Annotated in this window: 20 protein-coding genes; 10 read left to right on the forward strand and 10 right to left on the reverse strand. The window is 68.7% G+C overall.

What is annotated here, in order from left to right:
• Positions 1-831, forward strand: a complete 831-nt coding sequence (gene cysW / locus FPL11_RS06060) for a sulfate ABC transporter permease subunit CysW (protein ID WP_144347831.1) — start codon at positions 1-3, stop codon at positions 829-831.
• Positions 832-841: 10 nt separating this feature from the next.
• On the forward strand, positions 842-1,960 hold the full coding sequence (locus tag FPL11_RS06065) for a sulfate/molybdate ABC transporter ATP-binding protein (protein ID WP_144347832.1): 1,119 nt from the start codon (positions 842-844) through the stop codon (positions 1,958-1,960).
• An 8-nt stretch (positions 1,961-1,968) separates the two neighbouring features.
• Here FPL11_RS06065 and FPL11_RS06070 read toward each other — a convergent pair whose 3' ends face one another.
• The 3 genes from FPL11_RS06070 to FPL11_RS06080 all read right to left on the reverse strand — a co-directional run bounded on the left by FPL11_RS06070 (position 1,969) and on the right by FPL11_RS06080 (position 5,498).
• Positions 1,969-3,180: an ABC transporter substrate-binding protein gene (locus FPL11_RS06070; protein WP_144347833.1), complete on the reverse strand. Its 1,212-nt coding sequence runs from the start codon at positions 3,178-3,180 to the stop codon at positions 1,969-1,971.
• 84 nt (positions 3,181-3,264) lie between these two features.
• Positions 3,265-5,169 carry an ABC-F family ATP-binding cassette domain-containing protein gene (locus FPL11_RS06075; RefSeq protein WP_144347834.1) on the reverse strand — a complete coding sequence of 635 codons (1,905 nt, stop codon included), beginning with the start codon at positions 5,167-5,169 and terminating at the stop codon, positions 3,265-3,267.
• Complete coding sequence (locus tag FPL11_RS06080; protein ID WP_110882530.1) at positions 5,166-5,498, reverse strand: putative signal transducing protein; 333 nt, start codon at positions 5,496-5,498, stop codon at positions 5,166-5,168. Before FPL11_RS06080 ends, FPL11_RS06075 begins: the two co-directional genes overlap by 4 nt.
• A 22-nt stretch (positions 5,499-5,520) precedes the next feature.
• On the opposite strand from FPL11_RS06080, the gene FPL11_RS06085 reads away from it, so the two are divergent.
• Positions 5,521-6,402 carry an ATP-binding protein gene (locus FPL11_RS06085; RefSeq protein WP_144347835.1) on the forward strand — a complete coding sequence of 294 codons (882 nt, stop codon included), beginning with the start codon at positions 5,521-5,523 and terminating at the stop codon, positions 6,400-6,402.
• Positions 6,403-6,406: 4 nt separating this feature from the next.
• Here the strand turns inward: FPL11_RS06085 and purL are convergent, their stop codons facing one another.
• Genes purL through dapA form a run of 3 tightly spaced genes read right to left on the reverse strand, consistent with a single transcriptional unit; the run spans position 6,407 to position 11,753 of the window.
• Positions 6,407-10,288, reverse strand: a complete 3,882-nt coding sequence (gene purL / locus FPL11_RS06090; RefSeq protein WP_144347836.1) for a phosphoribosylformylglycinamidine synthase — start codon at positions 10,286-10,288, stop codon at positions 6,407-6,409.
• A gap of 5 nt (positions 10,289-10,293) precedes the next feature.
• Positions 10,294-10,869 carry an outer membrane protein assembly factor BamC gene (locus FPL11_RS06095; RefSeq protein ID WP_159308450.1) on the reverse strand — a complete coding sequence of 192 codons (576 nt, stop codon included), beginning with the start codon at positions 10,867-10,869 and terminating at the stop codon, positions 10,294-10,296.
• A gap of 8 nt (positions 10,870-10,877) precedes the next feature.
• The gene (gene dapA, locus FPL11_RS06100) at positions 10,878-11,753 is read right to left on the reverse strand and encodes a 4-hydroxy-tetrahydrodipicolinate synthase (protein ID WP_144347838.1); all 876 of its coding nucleotides are present in this window, start codon (positions 11,751-11,753) and stop codon (positions 10,878-10,880) included.
• 139 nt (positions 11,754-11,892) lie between these two features.
• On the opposite strand from dapA, the gene FPL11_RS06105 reads away from it, so the two are divergent.
• The 3 genes from FPL11_RS06105 to FPL11_RS06115 are packed head-to-tail and all read left to right on the forward strand — an operon-like array spanning position 11,893 to position 14,198.
• A complete protein-coding gene (locus tag FPL11_RS06105; protein ID WP_144347839.1) occupies positions 11,893-12,426 on the forward strand; it encodes a glycine cleavage system transcriptional repressor in 534 nt (177 codons plus the stop codon).
• A gap of 4 nt (positions 12,427-12,430) precedes the next feature.
• On the forward strand, positions 12,431-12,907 hold the full coding sequence (locus FPL11_RS06110; RefSeq protein WP_110882524.1) for a peroxiredoxin: 477 nt from the start codon (positions 12,431-12,433) through the stop codon (positions 12,905-12,907).
• 10 nt (positions 12,908-12,917) lie between these two features.
• Positions 12,918-14,198 carry a PhoH family protein gene (locus FPL11_RS06115; protein WP_144347840.1) on the forward strand — a complete coding sequence of 427 codons (1,281 nt, stop codon included), beginning with the start codon at positions 12,918-12,920 and terminating at the stop codon, positions 14,196-14,198.
• Here FPL11_RS06115 and FPL11_RS06120 read toward each other — a convergent pair.
• Positions 14,195-15,295, reverse strand: a complete 1,101-nt coding sequence (locus tag FPL11_RS06120) for an AI-2E family transporter (RefSeq protein ID WP_144347921.1) — start codon at positions 15,293-15,295, stop codon at positions 14,195-14,197. The two genes, FPL11_RS06115 and FPL11_RS06120, sit on opposite strands and share 4 nt — an antisense overlap.
• 99 nt (positions 15,296-15,394) lie before the next feature.
• On the opposite strand from FPL11_RS06120, the gene FPL11_RS06125 reads away from it, so the two are divergent.
• Genes FPL11_RS06125 through rbsK form a run of 4 tightly spaced genes read left to right on the forward strand, consistent with a single transcriptional unit; the run spans position 15,395 to position 19,597 of the window.
• Positions 15,395-16,858 (forward strand): M48 family metallopeptidase, encoded by a 1,464-nt coding sequence (locus tag FPL11_RS06125; protein ID WP_268815717.1) that lies wholly within the window; start codon positions 15,395-15,397, stop codon positions 16,856-16,858.
• Positions 16,859-16,909: 51 nt separating this feature from the next.
• The gene (locus tag FPL11_RS06130; protein WP_144347842.1) at positions 16,910-17,695 is read left to right on the forward strand and encodes a poly(R)-hydroxyalkanoic acid synthase subunit PhaE; all 786 of its coding nucleotides are present in this window, start codon (positions 16,910-16,912) and stop codon (positions 17,693-17,695) included.
• 19 nt (positions 17,696-17,714) lie between these two features.
• Positions 17,715-18,665, forward strand: coding sequence for an alpha/beta fold hydrolase (locus tag FPL11_RS06135; protein WP_159308446.1), 951 nt, complete (start codon positions 17,715-17,717; stop codon positions 18,663-18,665).
• Between the two features lie 2 nt (positions 18,666-18,667).
• Positions 18,668-19,597, forward strand: coding sequence for a ribokinase (gene rbsK / locus FPL11_RS06140; protein ID WP_144347844.1), 930 nt, complete (start codon positions 18,668-18,670; stop codon positions 19,595-19,597).
• Positions 19,598-19,842: 245 nt separating this feature from the next.
• Here the strand turns inward: rbsK and phbB are convergent, their stop codons facing one another.
• From phbB to FPL11_RS06155, 3 genes are all read right to left on the reverse strand, one after another.
• Entirely contained in the window at positions 19,843-20,589 is a 747-nt protein-coding gene (phbB, locus tag FPL11_RS06145; RefSeq protein WP_144347845.1) for an acetoacetyl-CoA reductase, read from the reverse strand.
• Between the two features lie 74 nt (positions 20,590-20,663).
• Entirely contained in the window at positions 20,664-21,164 is a 501-nt protein-coding gene (gene phaR, locus FPL11_RS06150; RefSeq protein WP_144347846.1) for a polyhydroxyalkanoate synthesis repressor PhaR, read from the reverse strand.
• 18 nt (positions 21,165-21,182) lie between these two features.
• Positions 21,183-22,361 (reverse strand): acetyl-CoA C-acetyltransferase, encoded by a 1,179-nt coding sequence (locus FPL11_RS06155; RefSeq protein ID WP_144347847.1) that lies wholly within the window; start codon positions 22,359-22,361, stop codon positions 21,183-21,185.
• Positions 22,362-22,387 lie beyond the last annotated feature (26 nt).

A 22,387-nucleotide genomic window follows, 5' to 3' on the forward strand; every position in this document is an offset into this window, starting at 1 on the left:
ATGCCAGCACGCATCGCTCGTCGGGTGGGAGACGGCGCCGCCGTGCGGCGAATACTGATCGGGCTCGCCACGCTGATCAGTGGGCTTTTCCTGTTCATGCCGCTGGTGGTGATTGTGACCGAGGCCTTCGCCAAGGGCTTGAGCGGGTACACCGGCACGCTGCTCGATCCCTACACCCTGGACGCCATCGGTCTGACACTGTTCGTAGCGCTGCTGACCGTGCCGCTCAATATGGTCTTCGGGGTGTTTCTGGCCTGGCTGGTCACCCGCTTCCGGTTTCCCGGGCGTCGGTTGCTGACCGCGTTGATCGACATCCCCTTTGCAGTCTCGCCCATCGTCGCCGGCCTGTTGTATCTGCTGCTCTACGGGCGCAACGGCGGGATCGGCGCATGGCTTGGCAGTCAGGACATCCAGCTGATGTTTGCCTGGCCCGGCATCGTGATGGTCACGATTTTCGTGACCTGCCCGTTCGTCGCCCGCGAGCTGATCCCGGTCATGCAGCAGCAGGGCAGCGACGAGGAAGAAGCCGGCGTCGTGCTGGGTGCCTCAGGCTGGCAACTGTTTTGGCGGGTGACCCTGCCCAATATCCGCTGGGCGCTGCTCTATGGGGTGATCCTGACCAACGCCCGAGCGGTGGGTGAGTTCGGTGCCGTCTCGGTGGTCTCGGGCAGCATCCGGGGGCAGACCAATACCCTGCCGTTGCAGGTGGAACTGCTCTATCAGGATGCCAACGTCGCCGGCGCCTTTGCCGCCGCCTCGTTGCTGGCCGCGATTGCGCTGGTCACGCTGGTCGCCAAATCCATCGTCGAGTGGCGGCAGGACCGTCCATGAGGATCATCGGATGAGTATCGAGATTGATGCGATAGAAAAGTCCTTCCGCGGCGTGAACGCCCTGGGCCGGATCGATCTGGAACTCCCGGCGGGACAGCTCACCGCCCTGCTTGGCCCGTCCGGGTCAGGCAAGACCACGCTGCTGCGCATCCTCGCCGGGCTCGAAGCCCCCGATCGGGGCCGCGTCCGGCTGGCTGGTCGCGATGTCACTGATGTGCCGGTGCGGGACCGGCGGGTGGGCTTCGTCTTTCAGCATTATGCGCTGTTCCGGCACATGAGTGTGGCCGAGAATGTCGCGTTTGGGCTCAGCGTACGGCCCCGCCGGACGCGCCCTGATTCGACACGCATTCGGCAGCGGGTGAATGAGTTGCTCGACATGGTGCAGCTCGGCCACCTCGCGGATCGCCATCCCGCCCAGCTATCAGGCGGCCAGAAACAGCGTATTGCTCTGGCCCGGGCGCTGGCGGTGGAACCTGACATTCTATTGCTCGATGAGCCGTTCGGTGCCCTTGATGCGCGGGTGCGTAAAGAGCTTCGCCGGTGGCTGCGGAATCTGCACGATCAATTGCATTTCACCAGCGTGTTCGTTACCCACGACCAGGAAGAGGCGCTGGAGCTGTCCGATCAGGTGGTGGTCATGAACCAGGGCCGTGTCGAGCAGATCGATGCCCCGCAGCGCCTGTACCAGCACCCGGCGAGTCGTTTCGTGTTCGACTTCCTGGGTCGCGTCAACGTGCTGTCAGGGTCGGTGCATGACAATGCCCTGACCCAGGGTGTGGCGTTCGTCCGACTGCCCGCTGCGTATGCCGGGGAGTCAGCGCAGCTCTACATGCGCCCGCATGCCGTGCGACTGGTCGATCAGCCCACCGCCGATGCCTATCTGCCCCTGCGGGTCGAGGCGGTCAATCTGATCGGTGCGGAGGTACGTATCGAACTCCGCCCCGATGGCTGGGAAAGTGAGGAGCTCTGGGAAGTGGGCATCTCCCACTCGGCATTCGATGCCCGCAGACCGCAGCGCGGTGAACGGTATTTTGCGATTCCCGAGCACGGGCACCTGTTCAGCGATTACGTCCAGGCGCCCCAGCCAATCGTCTGGCCCCGCACCGGCCCGGCGGCCGGTGCGGGCTGAAGGCCCTTTTACATCGAGGGCTCGAACACGCGGACGGTCACATACTCGCCGTCCTCGATCTCCCAGTGGGCGAAGGTGCCCGCCACATCGCCATTCTCGTCGTAGTTGACGCTGCCGGAAGCCCCCTCGTAGTTGACCGCCTGGCCATTGCCGAGCAGCTCGGCGGCCTCGGCGAAGTCACCCGGGCCCACCGGCTCGCCGTCCGGATCGTTCACCGCCCGCAGGTGATCGCGGATGGCCACCGGATCGGTGCTGTCGGCCGCCACCGCGGCCAGGGCGATGGTGTAGACGGCATCATAGGCGGTGTCGATATAGGGCACCGGCGGCAGCTCGCCAAAGCTGGCCTCGTAGGCCTCGGTGAAGTGCTGCGCGGCGTCCGTGTCATCGCGGGCCTGTGGCACGGTCCCGGCACTGCCGTTCAGGTACTGCGCGCCCAGGTTCTCCACGATCTGCGGCGACTTCATGCCATCGGTGAAAAGGAAGTCGCGGAAATGGCCGCCCTCGAGCGCCTGGCGCAGGATGGTCTGACCGTTTTCGGGATAGCCGATCAGCAGCAACGGTGACTCGCCATCGGAGACCTGACTCAGCTCGCCGCGATACGAAGCGAGGCCCGGTTCATAGGCCGAGGTGCCCACGACCTCTCCGCCGGCGGCCTCGAACGAGTCGGTGAAGGCATCGGCCAGGCCTTCGCCATAGTCATTATTGATGTACATGATGGCGACGCTGTCCATGCCCTCGTCGCCGGCCACTTCAGCCAGCGCCGTGCCCTGGAAGGCGTCCGAGGGCGTGGTGCGGAACAGGAAGTCGTTGTCATCGAGATCGGTCATCACCGGCGAGGTCGAGGCCCCGGAGATCTGCGGCACGCCTTCCACCGCCGAGACACTGCTGGCCACCGGAATGGTGACACCGCTCGACAGGGCACCGACGATCGCCGAAACCCCCTGCACCGAGACCAGCCGCTGGGCGGCATCGACGCCCGACTGCGGTTCGGTCTGGGTGTCGGCGATCTCGATGGTCATGGGCTCGCCCAGCACACCGCCGGCGGCGTTGATCTCCTCGGCGGCCAGGTTGATGCCGTTGCGCGAACTCTCGCCATAGGCCTGGAGATCGCCGGTCAGCGGCAACAGCGCCCCGACCTTGAGTTCTGCCTGGGCGCCGCCGGCGGCGACGGCCAGGGACAGGGCGCCCAGCGCCCCTGCTAGCTTGCCATTGATGCTCATGTCACAGACTCCGCTGAATGGTTGCAGAACAGTTACGGCGTCGAGAATACGCAGGCCCGGCCGTCGAGGCAAAGTGGCACCCGATCAGGCCGTCTGATCGGCATCCGCGCCGTCCCGCGCGGCCTCCAGCGCTTCCTCGGCGGCCATCCACTCGGCCTCGGCCCGCGTCTTCTCGGCCTGTTCGCGACGCTGCTCGTCCAGCAGGGACTGGAGTCTCGCCTCGGCTCCCTCGGCGTAGAGCGCCGGGTCGGCGAGTTGGGCATCAATGGCTTCCAGCCGTGCGTCCACCGCCTCGAAGGCGGTCTCGGCGGCGCGCACGCGCTTTTCCAGCGGCCGCAGACGGGCCTCGTCGCGGGCCGGCTTTGCCGGGGCGGCGGCTGGCGCAGCGGTCGGAGCGCGGGCGGCACGACGGCTGTCCCGCTCCTGCTGCGCCAGCCAGCGCCGATAATCGTTGAGATCGCCCTTGAAGTCGCGCACCGTGCCGTCCGCCACCAGCCAGTAGTCCGCCACGGTGCTCTCGAGCAGGCTGCGATCATGGGAGACCACCACCACCGCCCCCTCAAAGGCCTGCAGCGCCACATTGAGGGCATGGCGCATTTCCAGATCCAGATGGTTGGTGGGCTCGTCGAGCAGCAACAGATTGGGCGCCTGCCAGACCAGCATGGCCAGCACCAGCCGGGCCTTTTCGCCGCCCGAGAAAGGCGCCACCGGGTCAAGCGCCTGATCGCCGCGGAAGTCGAAACCGCCCAGAAAACTCCGCAGCTTCTGCGGATCGGCATTGGGTGAGAGTCGCTGGAGATGGACCACCGGGCTTGCCTCGGCATCCAGCTGCTCGAGCTGATGCTGGGCGAAATACCCCACCGCCAGATTGCGGGCCCGCTGAATGCGGCCGCCCAGCGGTTCCAGGTCGCCCGCCAGGGCGCGGATCAGGGTCGACTTACCGGCGCCATTGCGACCCAGCAGACCGATGCGATCACCCGGCGCCAGGGTCTGGCGCAGGCCACTGAGAATCGGCGCACCCGCGTACCCGAGGCTCAGATCCTCGAACCCGATCAGCGGATTACCGGCATCCGGGGCGGGCGGAAACTGAAAGTGGAAGGGTGAGTCGACATGCGCCGGGGCCACGGTTTCCATGCGCTCCAGCGCCTTGATGCGGCTCTGCGCGGCGCGTGCCTTGGTGGCCTTGGCCCGAAACCGGTCGATGAACTGCTCCATGTGCGCGATCTCGCGCTGCTGGCGCTCGTAGAGGGCCTGCTGCTGGGCGAGGCGCTCGGCGCGCTGACGCTCGAAGGCGCTGTAGCCCCCGGTGTACTGGTGCAGGCGGCGATGCTCGATCTGGACGATCCCCTCCGCCACGGCGTCCAGAAAGTCCCGGTCATGGGCGATCAGGATCAGTGTGCCGGTATAGCTCTGCAGCCACTGCTCGAGCCAGATCACGGTCTCGAGGTCGAGGTGGTTGGTGGGCTCGTCGAGCAGCAGCAGATCCGACGGCGCCATCAGCGCCCGGGCCAGGTTGAGGCGCACCCGCCAGCCGCCGGAGAACTCGCTCACCGGCCGCTCCTGGACCGCCGGATCAAACCCCAGGCCGTGCAGCAGCATGCCCGCCCGGGCGCGGGCGTCATAACCCTCGGCGGCGCCGAAGTCGGCATGGGCATAGGCGATGCGCTCGCCATCGCCACTGGCCTCGGCGGCCTCGACCTCGGCCTCGGCGGCGCGCAGGGCCGAGTCACCATCCAGCACGTACTCGATGGCGGGCCGCGGCACGCCCGGGGTCTCCTGCGCCATCCAGGCCATCCGCCAGTCATTGGGGATGGACACCTCGCCGGCGTCCACCGACAGCTCGCCACGCAGCAGCGCGAACAGGGTCGACTTGCCGGTGCCGTTGGCCCCGACCAGCCCCAGTTTGCGGCCGGCGTGCACGGTCAGGCGGGCGTCCTCGAGCAACGGGTCGGGCCCGAGTCGAAGGGTGATGTCGCGCAGCTGAATCATTCCGGGCGCCCTCCGCAGCGCCAGCATTCGGCGAACTGCCCCTCGATGACTTCGCCGCAGTCGGGGCATTGCCAGTCTTCACCCACGGGCGCGTCCGGCGGCCCGATCACTTCATCGATCAGACGCCGGGCGACGGCCTCGTCCTCGGCGGTCACCCAGACCTCCGGCCACGCCTCCAGCGGCGGCACCTCGCCCGCCGCCCCGGTCAGAAACCGGTTGCGCACAAAGCAGTGAATACCGCGCTCGCTGAGGATTGTTTCGATGTGGCCGGCGATCAGCGGGTCGGCGACGACGTAGACGCGCTTGAGATTGCCCGCTTCCTTTTCCATTGCGAGAGGCTAACATAGGGGCATGGATCGACTGGACTCATTGGCCGACCGAATCGATGCCCTGCTCGACCGGCTCGAGCCGCTGCTGCCCGCGCGGACCGCCGCCATCGACTGGTCCGATCAGGTCGCGGCGCGCTGGGTGGAGGGCCCGGGCGGCGGCGGGTTCGAGCCGGTGGCCCACCGTCACCCCATCCGCCTCGATGCGCTGCAGCATATCGAGCGCGCCCGTGACGCCGCCGAGCGCAACACCCGGCAGTTCCTCGCCGGGCTGCCGGCCAACAACGTCCTGCTCTCCGGCGCCCGGGGGACCGGCAAGTCGTCACTCATCAAGGCGCTGCTCAATGAGTACGCCGCGCAGGGCCTGCGTCTGGTCGAGGTGCAGCCCGCCGATCTGATCGCCCTGCCACGCATCATCGCCGCCCTCGACGGCCGGCCCGAGCGCTTCATCCTGTTCTGCGACGATCTCTCATTCGAGGCCGACGATCCCAGCTACAAGGCGCTCAAGGCGGCGCTCGACGGTTCGGTGGCGGCGCCGCCCGACAATCTGGTCATCTACGCCACCTCGAACCGGCGCCACCTGCTGCCCGAATACTTCTCCGAGAATGAACAGGCGCGGCCGGTGGAAGGCGAGATCCATCCCGGCGAGGCCGTGGAAGAAAAGATTTCCCTGTCCGAGCGTTTCGGTCTTTGGCTGTCATTCCAGCCCTTTGACCAGAACCGCTATCTGGATATCTGCGCGCTGTGGATCGGGCGCCTGCACCCGGCGCCGGCCCCCGACCCCGAGGCCTGGCGGGCCGATGCGCTGCGCTTTGCGCGGGCCCGCGGCTCGCGCAGTGGTCGGGTGGCCTGGCAGTTCGCCCGCGACTGGGTGGGCGCCCGCGGGCTTGCGCCACCCGGCGGTTAGGCGTTCAGTCGAGCGCCCGCCGGGCGTTGCGGAACAGCCGCATCCAGGCGCCATCCTCCCCCCAGGGCGCCGGACACCACGAATGCTGGATCGAGCGGAACACCCGCTCGGGATGCGGCATCATGATCGTCACCCGGCCATCGGCATTGCACAGCCCGGTGATCCCGTCCGGCGAGCCGTTGGGATTGGCGGGATAGCGCACGGCCGGTCCGCCCCGGGCATCCACATAGCGCAGCCCCACCAGACCCGCCGCCTCGGCCGCGGCAGCACCCCCGGCGTTGTCGAACACCGCCCGGCCCTCGCCATGGGCCACCACGATAGGCAGGGTCGAGCCGGCCATGTCGCCCAGCATGAGTGAGGGGGACGGCAACACCTCGACCTGCGCGAGGCGCGCCTCGTACTGGCGCGAGCGATTGCCGCGAAAATCCGGCCACTGCGCCGTGCCGGGGATGATCCCGCGCAATGCCGAGAGCATCTGGCAGCCGTTGCACACCCCCAGCGCCAGGGTGTCGGGGCGCGCGAAAAAGCCGGCAAAGGCATCCCGCAGCCGCTCGTTATAGAGGATCGTGCGCGCCCAGCCCTGGCCGGCACCCAGCACATCGCCGTAGGAGAAACCGCCACAGGCCACCAGTGCCTGGCAGTCGGCGAGCCGCTCGGGGTCGGCCATCAGATCGGTGGTGTGCAGATCCACCGGTTCAAAGCCGGCGCGCTCGAAGGCCGCCGCCATTTCGATGTGGCTGTTCACCCCCTGCTCGCGGAGCACCGCCACCCGCGGCGCGGCGCCGCGCTGCACCGCCGGGGCCACCGCCTCGGCCGGATCAAAGCTGAGCCGCGCGCGCAGCCCTGGATCATCACGCTCGGCGATGGCCGCATGGGCCTCGTCGGCGCAGTCCGGATCATCACGCAGCGCCTGCAGATGGTGGCTGGTCTCGTGCCAGACCTGTTCGAGATCAGCCAGCGATTCGTCCAGCACCACCGCGCCATGATGGCGGATCAGCAGATGTCCGCCGGCGGCCGGGCGGCCGATGCGATGCAGCCGCGCGCCCAGCTCCGCCGCCTCGAACGCCGCTTCCACCGCCGGGCGGTCGGCTTCGAGCACCTGCAGCACCACGCCCGGTTCCTCGGCAAACACGGCGGCCATGGGGTCATCCCCCAGCATCGAGACATCCACCGCCAGGCCGGTGCGTGCGGCGAAGCCCATCTCGGCCAGCGTCACGAGCAGGCCGCCGTCCGAGACGTCATGCAGTGCCTGCAGCCGCCCGGCGACCATCAGATCCTGGACGGTGTCGAAGCCGGCGGCGAGGGCATCCGGGTCATCCAGGTCGGCGGGTTGATCGCCGATCTGGCCGTAGACCTGCGCCAGCGCCGAGCCACCCAGCCGACGGCCGCCGCCCAGATCCAGCAGATACAGGTGGCTGCCAGGATCGGTGACGAGCTGCGGGGTCAGCGCCTGACGCGCATCCGCCACCGGCGCAAACGCCGACACCACCAGGGTGAGCGGCGAGGTCACCGACCGTTCGCCGCCCTCAGCGGGCCAGACGGTCTTCATGGACAACGAATCCTTGCCCACCGGAATGGCGATGCCGAGCTGCGGGCAGAGCTCGCGGCCCACCGCCGCCACGGTGTCGTAGAGGCGGGCCGCCTCGCCCGGGTGATCACAGGCCGCCATCCAGTTCGCCGACAGGTTGACCGCGCGCAGCCGCCCGACGCCGGCGCCCATCAGGTTGGTCAGCGCCTCGGCGATGGCCATCCGGCCCGACGCCGGCGCGTCCAGCAGCGCCACGGGGCTGCGCTCGCCCATCGCCATGGCCTCGCCGCGATAGCCCTGATAATCCCCCAGCGTCAGGCCGTAATCGGCCACCGGCACCTGCCAGGGCCCCACCATCTGATCGCGTGCGGTCAGTCCGGTCACGCTGCGATCGGCGATGGTGATCAGGAATTCCTTACTCGCCACCGTGGGCAGGCGCAGCACGCGGTGGGCGGCCTCGCGGATGCTCACCCCGTCCAGCTGCAACGCCCGGCGCACCGGGGCGCGGCGTTCCACCACGCGGCGCATCTTGGGCGGTTTGCCCAGCAGCAGATCCATGGGGATATCCACCGGGGTACTGTCAAACTCGGCGTCCCCCAGCACCAGCTGGCGCTCGTCGGTGGCCTCGCCCACCTGGGCGAACGGGGCGCGCTCGCGCTCGCAGATGGCCTGAAAGGTCTCGAGACGCGCGGCGTCCAGCGCCAGCACATAGCGCTCCTGGGCCTCGTTGCACCAGATCTCCAGCGGCGACAGCCCGGCCTCGGCGCAGGGGATGGTGCGCAGCTCGAGCCGCCCGCCGCGGTCGGAATCGTCCATCAACTCGGGCAGCGCGTTGGACAGCCCCCCGGCGCCGACGTCGTGCACGGCGATGATCGGGTTGGCTTCGCCCAGCCGCCAGCAGGCATCGATCACCTCCTGGCAGCGCCGCTCCATTTCGGGGTTGCTGCGCTGCACCGAGGCAAAATCCAGTGCCTCGGCGCTCTCGCCGCTCGCCACCGACGACGCCGCGCCGCCCCCCAGGCCGATCAGCATGGCCGGGCCGCCCAGCACCACCAGCGGCGATCCCTCGGGGGCGATGCCCTTGTCCACCTGCTCGGGGGCGATGGCCCCCATGCCGCCGGCGATCATCACCGGCTTGTGATAGCCCCGGACCTCGTCGCCGTCCGGCCCGGGCTGGGCCTGCTCGTAGCTGCGGAAGTAGCCACACAGCTGCGGGCGGCCGAACTCGTTGCCGTAGCGCGCCGCACCGATGGGCCCGTCCAGCATGATTTCAAGCGCCGAGGCCAGACGCGCCGGCCGCCCATGGTCCACCTCCCAGGGCTGTTCGGCCCCGGGAATGCGCAGGTTGGACACCGAAAACCCCGCGAGGCCCGCCTTGGTGCGGGCACCCCGGCCGGTGGCCGCCTCGTCGCGGATCTCGCCGCCCACGCCGGTGGCCGCGCCGGCGAACGGCGAGATGGCGGTGGGATGATTATGGGTCTCGACCTTCATGACCAGATGCGCTGGGGCGTGGTCATGCCGGTAATGGCCATCCGGCCCCGGGTAGAAGCGATCCACCGGCGCGCTTTCGATCACCGCGGCGTTGTCGCTGTAGGCCGACAGCACCCCCTCGGGGCGCATGGCGTGGGTGTGGCGGATCATCGCAAACAGCGATGCGTCCATGGCCACCCCGTCGACCACCCAGTCGGCATTGAAAATCTTGTGCCGGCAATGCTCGGAATTGGCCTGGGCGAACATCATCAGCTCGACGTCGGTGGGATTGCGCCCCAGGGCCTGATAGTTCTCGAGCAGGTAGTCACGCTCATCGGCGGACAGGGCCAGGCCCAGATCGCGGTCGGCGGCGGCCAGGGCGTCGGCGCCGCCGCCGCGCACATCGATCCACTCGAGCGCCCGGGCGGGATGGGTCGCGAACAGGCCCTCGGCGTCATCCAGGGTGGTCAGCACCGACTCGGTCATGCGGTCGTGCAGGGCGGCTTGCAGAGCGGGCCGGCGCCGCAGGTCCAGCGCCGAGCCGGCGGCATCGACGGCGCGATAGGCGAGGCCCCGCTCGAGCCGCACCACCGCATTCAGTCCGCAGTGCTCGGCGATATCGCCGGCCTTGCTCGCCCATGGCGAAAGGGTGCCCAGGCGCGGCACCACCAGCAGTTCCACCGGTTCGGCGCCCGCCTCGATCGGCTCGGCATCCAGCAGGGTGGCCAGCCGCTCGGCCTCGGCCGCGGTCAGGGCCCGTTCGGTGTCAACGAAATAGACCGCCAGCGCGTAGAGCTCGCCTAGCGCCGGCTCAGCGGCACGGGCCCGCTGGCACTGACGGGCGTCGGTCACCGACGCCCAACCGGATTGACTGACCAGGATCTGCATCAGGCTCAGGGCTTGAGCTGTTCGGCCAGCACGGCCAGGACCTGTCGGGCCGCGCCCGGGGCGGCCGGATTGCCGCTGTCGTCCTGCACCGTGACGCGGGCCCCCGTGCCGCGCTCGGTGACCACCACTTCATACGGCTGCAGCGAGCCTTCGGGCTTTTCACGCCAGAACGCCAGCGAATCCAGCAGGCCCGCGTCGCCCTCATTCTCCACTTCCGAGGCCACGGAACCGTCGTAGCGGATGCGGTGGGTGTAGCGGTCGCGATCGGAACCCAGCAGCTCAAAACCCACCCGATCAATGGCACGACCGGTCACCGCCCAGGCCGCGTTCAACGGCAGGCCCAGATCCAGCACCGGCTGACCGTCCAGCGTTCGCACCGCGCTGCGCTCAGGCGTCGCCGCCTCCCGGCCGTCGGCATCGGCCCGGGCATCCGCACCGGCCGACCCGTCACCGGCGGCCGGTCGCGCGTCGGCCAGCACGTCCGGCGGCTGACGCAGGGCCTCGGCGCGGCGTTCCGCCTCGTCCGGGGGGCCACTCATCAATCCGCAGCCGGTCAGCGCCAGCGCCAGCAGTCCCGCCATGATCCGCCTCATAGGGCATCCGCCAGTTTCAGGGCCTGGCGCACCGTCTCGTGATACGGCGCGGACAGCGGTGTCATCGGCAGTCGCATGCCGTCCTCGATGAGCCCCATTTCGTGCAGCGCCCATTTGACCGGGATGGGATTGGTCTCGAGGAAAAGCGCGTTATGCAACGCCGCCAGCCGCGCGTCCAGCGCCTCGGCCCGCGGCTGATCGCCGGCCAGCGCCGCCGCGCACATCTGATGCATCAGTGCCGGGGCGACATTCGCGGTCACCGACACGCAGCCGCGGGCGCCGGCGTTCATCAGCGCCAGATTGCGCGCGTCCTCACCGCAGTACAGGTCAATGCGATCGCCACAGCGCTCGATCACCTCCTCGGCACGCTCAAGACTGCCGGAGGCCTCCTTGATGGCGACGATGTTGGGGACGTCGGCGAGCCGGTCGACGGTCTCGGGCAGCAGGTCGACCCCGGTGCGGCCCGGCACGTTGTAGAGGATCTGCGGGATCGGCACCCGGTCGGCGATATGCCGGAAGTGCTGATAGAGCCCTTCCTGGGTGGGCTTGTTGTAGTAGGGGGTGACCAGCAGCGCGGCCGCGCAGCCCACCTCGAGGGCGCGGCGCGCCAGCGCTTCGGCCTCCCAGGTGCTGTTGGCGCCACAGCCACCCATCACCGTGATCCGGCCGCGGGCGATCTCCACCGTACGGCGCATGACATGATGATGCTCGTCATGATCGAGGGTGGCGGACTCGCCGGTGGTGCCCACCGCGACGATGGCATCGGTGCCCCGATCGATATGAAACTCCACCAACCGCTCGAGGCCTGCCTCGTCCAGGGCCCCGTCAGTGTGCATGGGGGTTGCCATCGCAACCATGCTGCCCTGGAACATCGCCAAAATCCCCGCCGCTGCCACAATGCGAGGATGTTAGCCGCGCACTCCCGGACTGACAAGCCGCCGGGCGGCACTGACGTGGTACACTGCGGCGCTTCGATCACGGGGCTTCAAGCGGGCAGTATCGGGCAGCGGCATGCACAAAAACTACCTCGTCGTTTCCGCCCTGGGCGAAGACCGCCCCGGGCTGGTGGAGGCCGTCTCGGCCCTCATCCGCGATACCGGCTGCAGCATCGGCGACAGCCGCATGAGCGTGCTCGGCGGCGACTTCGCGATGATCCTGACGGTGGAAGGGCGCTGGAACGAGCTGGCCAAGCTCGAGTCATCGCTGCCCGCCGCCGGCCGCCGGCTGGACCTGGATGTGCAGGTGCGTCGCACCCGCCCGCCCGAGCCCACCGCCGATGTCATGCCCTACAGCGTCGAGGTGGTCTGCGTGGATCATGCCGGCATCGTCCATCAGCTCGGGCATTTTTTCGCCAGCCGCGAGATCAATGTCCGCGACCTGACCACGACCACCTACGCCGCGGCCCATACCCGCACGCCCATGTTCCAGCTGCAGATGACCATCGACGTCGCCGCCTCGCTGCATATCGCGCGGCTGCGCGAGGAGTTCATGGACTTCTGCGACCAGCTCAACCTCGACGCCATCATCGAACCGCTGAGGCACTGACGTCATGACCGAGATCCTGCTCAATCAACCGGTTGCCGATTTCGAACGGCCCACCGACCGCGGCGACACCTGGCGGCTCGCCGACCAGCGCGGCGGCTGGGTGGTGCTGTACTTCTTCCCCAAGGCGAGCACGCCGGGCTGCACGGTGGAAAGCGAGGCCTTCCGCGACCTCGACCCGCGCTTCAACGCCCTCAACGCGCAGGTGGCCGGCATCTCCCGGGACGGCCCGCGGGCGCTCGCCAACTTCCGGGCCAAGTACGACTTCCCGTTCGTGCTGCTCAGCGACAAGGATGAAACCGTCTGCAACCAGTTCGCTGTCATGCGCGACAAGGTGATGTTCGGCAAGCCCGCCCGCGGGATCGAGCGCAGCACCTTTCTGATCGACCCCGAGGGCGTGCTGCGCGAGGAATGGCGCAAGGTGAGCGTCGAGGGCCACGCCGAGGCGGTCCTCGAGGCCCTGCGCGCCCACAGCGGCGGCTAGGCACACCGGCATGCATCAGGCCTGCCTGCTCGACACCTCCGTGCTGCTCCACGACCCGGCGGCGCTGTTCCGTTTCGAGTCGCGCGATATCTATCTGCCGCTCGCGGTGCTGCACGGCCTGGATGCCGCGCGCCATGGCAACAGTGAGGAGGCGCGCAACGCCCTGCAGGCGGCCCGTTTCCTCGACGAGCGGCTCGCGGGTGTCGCCCCCCGGTCGCTGGCCGACGGGCTGCCACTGGGCGAGGGGCTGGGGCGGCTTTACTTTCTGACCGACACCGAGGCCGGCCAGGCCCCGCCGGTGCTCGCCGCCGCGCAGACCCTGGCACGCACCCACCCCGACATGCAGCTCACGGTGGTGGCCCGCGACATCAACCTGCGCATCCAGGCCAGTGTGCTGGGGCTCGAGGCCAGTGACCATGAGAGCGAGGCGCGCCTCGACGACCCGGACCTGCTGCCCGACGGCATGCACACCCTGCCGCCCGGCACCCCGGCCGCCACCGAGCCCCCCGCGACGGCCACGGCCAACGAGTTCCTGCTTGGCGACGAGCAGGCCTGGCGCCTTGTGCCCGGCGCCAGCGGCGCGCTCGAGCCAACGCCGGTGGTCGACTACCGCCCCGGGGGCGAGTCGGTGTGGGGCATTCATGCCCGCAATCGCCAGCAGGCACTGGCCCTCGACCTGCTGCTCGACCCCGAAGTCGATCTGGTGACGCTGCTGGGGCCGGCGGGCACCGGCAAGACCCTGCTCACCCTGGCGGCGGGCCTGACCCAGACCCTTGAGACCGACCGCTACGATGAAATCCTCATGACCCGCGCGACGGTGGCCATTGGTGAAGAGATCGGCTACCTGCCCGGCACCGAGGAAGAGAAGATGTCACCGTGGATGGGGGCGCTGATGGACAACCTCGAGGTGCTGAGCGCGCCGTCCCGGGGGGCCGGTGGCGGCAATCGCTGGGGCCAGGCCGCCACCCAGGACCTGCTCCAAAGCCGTATCCGCATCCGCTCGCTCAATTTCATGCGCGGGCGCACCCTGCTCAACCGCTTCATGGTGCTCGATGAGGCGCAGAACCTGACCCCGCAGCAGATGCGCACGCTGATCACCCGGGCCGGGCCCGGCACCAAGATCGTCTGCCTCGGCAACATCGGCCAGATCGACACGCCCTGGCTGACTCCCACCACCTCGGGACTGACCTATCTGGTGCGGCGCTTTCGGGACTGGCCCCACGGCGGTCATCTGACCCTGACCCGCGGCGAGCGCTCGCGCCTCGCCGCCTACGCCAGCGACGTGCTCTAGCCGGCGGCGTCCGCCTCGCCCGCCCCGTCTTCGCCGTCCTCATCCTCGATGCTGACCCGCGGCCAGGCATTGATTACCGCCTGGATGAGATTGGCCAGCGGAATCGCGAAGAACACCCCCCAGAACCCCCAGATGCCACCAAAGATCAGGATGGCAATGATGATGGCCACCGGATGCAGGTTGACCGCCTCGGAGAACAGCAGCGGCACCAGCACATTGGCATCGATGGCCTGGATGATGGCGTAGGCGATGAGCACCCACATGAACTCGCTGCTCGCCCCGAACTGGAAATAGGCGACGATGGCGATGGGCAGGGTCACGACGATGGCACCCACATAGGGGATGATCACCGACAGCCCCACCATCAGCGCCAGCAGCATGGCGAAGTCGAGCCCCAAGGCGAGAAAGGTCAGGTAGCTGCCCACCCAGACGATCGCCACCTCGACGAACTTGCCACGCACATAGTTGCCGATCTGCAGATCCACCTCGTGCCACACCGAGGCCACCAGGCCGTAATGGCGTGGCAGAAAGCGCACCGTCCAGCCCAGGATCCGCGACTTGTCCCACAGGAAAAAGAAGATCAGCACCGGCAGCAGCACCGCGTAGACCATGATCGTGACCACCATCACCACCGAGGCCAGCGACAGCGACGAGGCCAGGCTGCGGGCGTAGCCAATGGCCTCACGGCGGATGGTATCCAGCAGCGCCGCGACCTGGTCGGCCGAAAAGTAGGCGGGATAGCGCTCGGGCAGCTGCAGCAGGGCCTGCTGACCCTGCTCGAGCATGGCCGGGAGGTTTTCCACCAGCTGAATGACCTGGTTGACGATGGTCGGCAGCAGCGCCAGCAGCCCCGCCACCAGACACAGCAGAAAGAGCAGATAGACGATCAGCACGGCCGGCCCGCGCGGGACGTGATAGCGGGTCAGGGTGCGGACGATGCCCTCAAGCAGATAGGCCAGCACGATCGAGGCGAACACCGGCACCAGCATGCTGCCCAGAAACGTCACCACGGCGACGCCGATCAGCAGGATCACGGTCAGTCCCACCACCTGCGGATTGCTCAGGTGGCGGTTGAGCCATTGGCGGATGGGGTACATGGGCGTCGACAAGGCAACCTCCTGCAGCCGGGTTATACTGTCCCACAAACGGCGCGGCGGTGGAACGTGCCGGTCAGGGCATCGGTCCATGGAGGCATGATGAGAGACACACTGGCGGTGGGCATTCGGGTAACGCTGGGCGCGCTCGCGCTGGCGGCGGCGGTGGCGCTGGCGGGACCGGCGGCGAGGGCGCAGGCCGACAACCTCGACCTGTCGCTGCCCGATCTCGGCAACCCGTCCAGCCAGGCGCTGCCGGCGGGTGAAGCGGCGCGGATCGGTCAGGAGATGATGCGCGAGATCCGCCGGGAGGTGGACGGGCTCGATGATCCCGCGGTCAATGCCTACATCCGTGATCTGGGGGCGCGCATCACCACCGCCACCGACACCCCGGCGGCCGACTATCGGTTTTTCGTCATCAACGACCCGCGCATCAACGCCTTTGCCATGCCGGGCGGGTTCATCGGCGTGCATACCGGCCTGATCAGCGCCGCGCGCAATGAAAGCGAACTGGGATCGGTGATCGCCCATGAGCTGGCCCACGTCACCCAGCGCCACATCGCCCGGCGCATCGCCGCGGCCGAGCAGACCAGTCTGCGCACGGCCGCCATGGTGCTCGCCGGGCTGGTGATCGGCTCGCAGAATCCGCAGGCGGGCGCGGCGGCGGTCACCACCGGAATGGCATCGGGCATCGACAGCCAGCTGGCCTACTCCCGCGATCACGAACGCGAGGCGGATCGCACCGGCATGCGCATCCTGACCCGGGCCAACCTCGAGCCCATGGGCATGGCCGACTTCTTTGAAGTGCTGCAGGCCGATAATCGCTATCGAAGCCGTGCGCCGGCGTTTCTGAGCACCCATCCGCTGACCCGGGCCCGGATCGCCGACGTGCGCTCGATGGCCCGTGATCTGCAGCCCGACTCGGTGTTCGAGAGCCCGGATTTTGGCTACATCCGTGCCCGGGTGGAGGTAGCCACCGCGGATCAGCCGGACGCGGCCCTCGAGGCCTTCCGCGCCCGCATCGAATCGGGGGATGACAGCCACCCCCAGCGCTATGGCCGGGCCGTGGCACTGATTGCCGACGGCCAGCCGGCGGCCGCCACCCGACGGCTCGAGGCGCTGCTCGATGACGCCGGCGCCCATGACCTGCTGTACCTGGCGCTGGCCGAGGCCGCCCTCGAAGCCGATCGGACCGACGCCGCGCTGGGGCGCATCGATGACGGGCTGAGCCTGTTCCCGGACAGCGTCGGCCTGCGGGTGACCCGCGTCGAGGCGCTGCTGCAGGCGGACCGGGCCCGGGACGCGCTGGCCGCCACCCGCCGCCTGACCCATGACCAGCCCGATGCCCCGGGGATCTGGGCGCTGCATGCCCGCGCCGCCAGCGCCGCCTCGGACCCCGATGAATCGGCACTGGCGATGGCCCACCACTATGCCGTGCAGGGCGATCTGCGCGCCGGGCTCTCGCAGCTGCGGCGGGTCAGCGACATCAGCGCCACCGCCGGGCAACTGGCCCGCGCCGATGCGCTGCGCAGCCGCTGGGAGGCACGGCTCGACAGCGCCGGCTGAGCACCCCGAGGGGCGCAGTGTTAGCATGCTCCCATCCAATCGGAGGGGGTCATGGTCAGCGACGGATCAAAGCGGCAGGACGGCACCGATCAGGGTGACTGGGCGGCCTGGCTGGGGGCGTTTTCCCCGCAGTCGGATCCGCTAGGCGTTCAGGCGCTGCTGATTCGCAGTGCCGACGCGCTGGGGCAGGCCCGCACTCCGGCCGACGCGCTCCGCGCCCTCGGCGATGCCATTGCCGCCGAGCGCGAACACCGGCAGCGGCAGGGCGATCAGCTCGACACACTGCTCGAGCAGTGGTCCACCACCCTGCAGGCCATCGCCCCGACATTCCCGGACCATCGGCCCGCGGACACGCCCAGTCTGGGCCCCTATCCCCGCCGTCAGGACCAGCTCCGGGCGCTGGGCGAACAGATCGATACCTATCAGGCGGCGCTGGCCGATCATCTGGACGGCGTCACCGACCTGGCCGAGGCCTGTCTGAACGACCTGCGCGCCGAGCTCAACGCCGCCGACGCCCCGCCGCCGGACCCTGGCGCGCTGGCCGAGCGCTGGGCCGCCATTGCCGAGCCCCGCTACGAGGCCTGGCTCGCCCGGCCCGATACCGAGCGGCGCATCGCCGCACTGGTCAACGCCTGGAGCGCGCTCCAGACCACCCTGCGGGCCCTTGCCGACGATCTCCTCGAGGGCCTCGGCCTGCCCTCGGCCCGTGGCATGGATGACCTGGCGGCCGAGCTGCAGCGCCAGCGCCGCCGCCAGCGCCGCGAGACCACGGCACTGCGGGCCGAGATCGCGGCGCTGCGGGCGCAGCTGCACGGCGACGGTGAGTCGGCCCGCTAGCGCCGGGGCAGCGACCGCCATGGCCGAGACCGATCCCATCACCCCCAGCGCGGTCGTCACCGAGACGGACAACGCCACGCTGCACCGCTATGGCAGCTCCGGCGATCCGCCCCTGCTGATCATCTACTCGCTGGTCAACCGCCCGGCGATCCTTGATCTGAGCCCCGAGCGATCGGTGATCGCCCGGCTGCTCGCCGGCGGCTTCTGCGTGTACCTGCTGGCCTGGTACCCGCCCGGCGCGGCGCGGCGCTATCTGGGGCTGGCCGACTATGTGCTCGGTGACATCACCGATGCCGTCGACTGGGTGGCCGATCGGCACGCCATGCGCCCGCATCTGCTGGGTGTGTGCCAGGGCGGGGTGCTGGCGCTCTGCCAGACGGCGCTGCGCCCGCGGCAGATCCGCAGCCTGACCACCCTGGCCACGCCCATTGCCACCGACGGCCCCGATGACGCACTGGCGCGGCTGGCGCGGGGCATCGACTTTGATGCCCTGGTCACGGCCACCGGCAATGTCACCGGCGAAGGGCTGGCCACGGTATTCGCCAGCCTCAAGCCATTCGCCCTGGGCCCACGGCGCTACAACGGCCTGGCGGCCCTGGCGGATGCCGATGCGGCGGCACGCGATGCGTTCCTGCGCATGGAGCGCTGGATGTACGACGGGCCGGATCTGGCTGGCCGGGCGTTCGCCGAGTTCGCCCGCGAGATCTATCAGAACAACGCGCTGATCCGCGATACGCTCACCCTTGACGGCCAGCCGGTACGCCTGGCGGCCATCGATACGCCGGTGTTCAATGCCTGGGCCGAGGATGACCATCTGGTCCCGCCGGCCACCGCCCGCGCCCTCGCCGCGCACCTCGGTGGCGACTGCGCCGAGCACGGGCTGCCCGGGGGGCATCTCGGGCTTTTCATCGGGGGGCGCGCGCACAAGCAGCTCTACCCCGCCCTACTCGACTGGCTGAGGAGCCACTGACCATGTCCCGCGTCACCGTTCTGGGCCTTTTCTGCGCCGATCTGATCACCCGCACGACCCGTCTGCCGGTCTGGGGCGAAACCCTGCATGGCCGGGGCTTTCGCCTGATGGCCGGCGGCAAGGGCTCGAACCAGGCCGTCGCCGCCGCCCAGCAGGGCGCGGCGGTCACGTTCATCTCGCGTCTGGGGGATGACGCCTTCGCCCCCATCGCCCGCACCCTCTACGAATCCGTCGGCATCGACATGAGCCATGTCGGCACCGATGCCGAGCTCAACACCGGCACCGCCACCATCCTGGTGGATGATGACCGGGGCGATAACGCCATCGTCATCGACCCGGGTGCCTGCGCGCATCTGACCACCGGGCATGTCAGCGCGGCCGAATCGGCGATCGCCGGCTCGGCCGTATTCGTCTGCCAGCTCGAACTGCCCCTGGCGGTCAGCGAGCACGGGATCCGTCTGGCGCAGCGCCACGGCGTGCCGGTCATTCTCAACCCGGCGCCGGCCTGCGCACTGCCGGCGGCGATTTACTCGGCCATCGACTACCTCACGCCCAACGAATCGGAGGCCGCCGAACTCGTGGGCCATCCGGTTGAAACCGATGCCCAGGTCGCCCGCGCCGCCGCCACCCTGCGGCAATGGGGCACGCGCAACGTGCTCATCACGCTGGGCGAGCGCGGCGTGTATATCGACAGTGATGCCTTTCAGGGAATGATTCCGGCGGTCAATGCCGGGCCAGTGGTGGACACCATCGGCGCCGGCGATGCCTTTAACGGCGCCCTGGCCGCCGCACTGGCGGAGGGCCGCGATCTGCCCGCTGCCGCGCGCCGGGCCTGTGCCACTGCGGGCCTGTCGGTGACCCGGGCCGGCGCCGCCGCGGCACTGCCGGACCGGGCCGCCGTGGACGCCCAGCTCGACGGTGCGGCCGAATGAAGCGATCGCAGTCGTGCGGCGCAACAACGAAAGTGCTTGCGTTGCGCCAGACGGCCCATTAACGTCGTGAATCACAACGATAAAGCGCCAAGAGGAGGAGCCGGCGGACTCCACCGATGATCAAGCATCACAAAAGGTGGAGGGGCCACGGATAAAGCACCCCGTCATGAGGGTGCATTTTCCTCGGGAGACATCGTCTCCCCTTTTTTCGGCGCCGCTTGCTGCAGCGCAACACATCCCCTCGATTAAAAGCTACAGAACAGCGCGCCGTTCACCGGCAGGTTCGCGCCATTGATGTAGCCCGCCTCATCCGCCGTCAGAAAGCCCACCGCACGGGCGATATCCTCGGGCCGGCCCATATCGCCGGCGGGGATCTGGGCGACGATGGCGTCGCGCACCTTATCCGGCATGGCATCGGTCATGCTGGTCTTCACATACCCGGGCGAGACCGTATTGGCCGTCACGCCCTTGGCCGCGCCCTCCTTGGCCAGGGCCATGGTAAAGCCGTGCATGCCCGCCTTGGCGGCGGAATAGTTGGTCTGGCCGAACTGACCGGTCTGGCCATTGACCGACGAGATGTTCACCACGCGGCCAAAGCCCTGGTCGCGCATGCCGGCGACGAACTGATGGGTGACGTTGAAAACGCCGCTCAGGTTGATGTCGATGACCTTGTCCCAGGCATCGGCGCTGATCTTGTGCAGGAAGCCGTCACTGGTGATGCCGGCGACGTTGACCAGGATGTCGACGCCCCCGAAGCGCTCGCGCACCTCGTCGGCCATGGCCACACAGGCGGCATGGTCACTGACATCGCACTTGACCCAGTCGGCCTCGATGCCTTCACCGCGCATCATCTCGACCCAGGCTTCGATGCCCTCGGCCTCGGGATCCACACAGGTGGTGACGATGCGCCGGCCATCCGCGGCCAGCTGCCGACAGATGGCCGTGCCGATTCCGCCGGCGCCCCCGGTTACCAGTGCCAATCGCTGCGTCATGATGATGCTCCTAGTCAGTTGTGCGTCGCACAAAAAATGTTGCGGAGCATCATAGAAACGAAGCGATCAGACTGTCAACGCTCGTCCTCGCGGCTGTCCCCGGCGGACTCGTCATCGCTGGATGACGGCGGCGCCTGATCGCGACGATACCGGTCCATCGCCTGCTGCCACATCGACAGATTCTGCTCGGTGATCTGCGAGAGCATGCTCACCGGGTTGCTGGCATCCATGAACGTCCGGGCCCGCTCGCGCAGGGCACTCTGCTGATCGGCCCACAGGGCCATGCTCTTTTCGAGATAGCTGGTGAGCAGGCTCTGCATGTTGCCGCCATAGGCACGGATGATCTGCGCGAGCAGATCGCTGGAGAAGATCGGCTCGCCGCCCTCCTCCTCCTCGCTGATGATCTGCAGCAGGATGGTGCGGGTCAGATCAGCCCCCGATTTGGCATCGGTGACCTCGAAGTCCACCCCATCGAGCACCAGCCCCTTGACGTCCTCCAGCGTGACGTAGCTGCTGATGGCGGTGTCGTAGAGCCGCCGATTGGGGTATTTCTTGATCAGGCGCTTGTCCGTCATCGGTCTCACCCTCCCGGGTTAACGTTCCACCGCCAGCGCAACGCCCTGGCCACCGCCAATGCACAGCGTCGCGAGGCCGCGGTTGACATCCCGACGACGCATCTCATGGAGCAGCGTGACGAGGATTCGGGCGCCGGAGGCACCGATCGGATGACCGATGGCAATCGCGCCGCCGTTGACATTGATCTTCTCCGGATCCCATCTGAGCGCCTTGTTGACCGCCAGTGCCTGGGCGGCGAAGGCCTCGTTCGACTCGATCAGCTCAAGGTCGTCGATGGACCAGCCGGCCCGCTCGAGGCAGCGCTGCGTGGCCGGGATCGGGCCGCTACCCATCAGACTCGGCGCGACACCGGCGTTGGCATAGGCCTTGATGCGGGCAATCGGCTCGAGCCCCAACGCCCGGGCGCGGCTCTCGCCCATCATCAGCACCACCGCGGCGCCGTCGTTGATGCCCGAGGCGTTACCGGCGGTGACCGTCCCGTCCTTGGCGAACGCCGGGCGCATCTTCGCCAGGCCTTCGGCGGTGGTGCCGTGGCGCGGGAACTCGTCGGTGTCGAACACCACCGGGTCGCCCTTGCGCTGGGGGATCTCGACGGGAACGATCTCATCGTCGAAGCGCCCGGCCTTCTGCGCCGCCTCGGCAAGCTGCTGCGAGCGCGCCGCAAACGCATCCTGCTCCTCGCGGCTGATGCCGTACTCGGTGGCGAGATTCTCGGCGGTCACACCCATGTGATAGTTGTTGAACACATCGGTGAGGCCATCCTTGAGCATGGTGTCCTCAAGCTTCCACGGGCCCATGCGCTGGCCATTGCGCGAGTTGGGCAGGGCATGCGGCGCCTGGCTCATCGACTCCTGACCGCCGGCAAGAACCACGCCGGCATCCTCCAGCGCGATGGCCTGGGCGGCCATATGCGTCGCCTTCAGGCCGCTGCCGCAGACCTTGTTGATGGTCATTGCCGGAGTGGTCTCGGGCAGTCCGGCATTCAGCGCGGACTGGCGCGCCGGGTTCATACCAACGGCCGCGGTCAGGACCTGGCCCAGCACCACCTCGTCAATCACCGCGGGGTCGATGTCCGCCCGCGAGAGCACGCCACGGATCACCTGCGTGCCGATATCCGCCGCACCCAGCGGGGCCAGCGTGCCGCCGAAGGACCCCACCGCACTGCGGCCCGCCGCCACGATCACCACATCTTCCATCGTTCCTGCCTCCTGTTCGACCGACT

The sequence above is a fragment of the Spiribacter aquaticus genome (assembly GCF_007625215.1).
GTDB classification, from domain to species: domain Bacteria; phylum Pseudomonadota; class Gammaproteobacteria; order Nitrococcales; family Nitrococcaceae; genus Spiribacter; species Spiribacter roseus.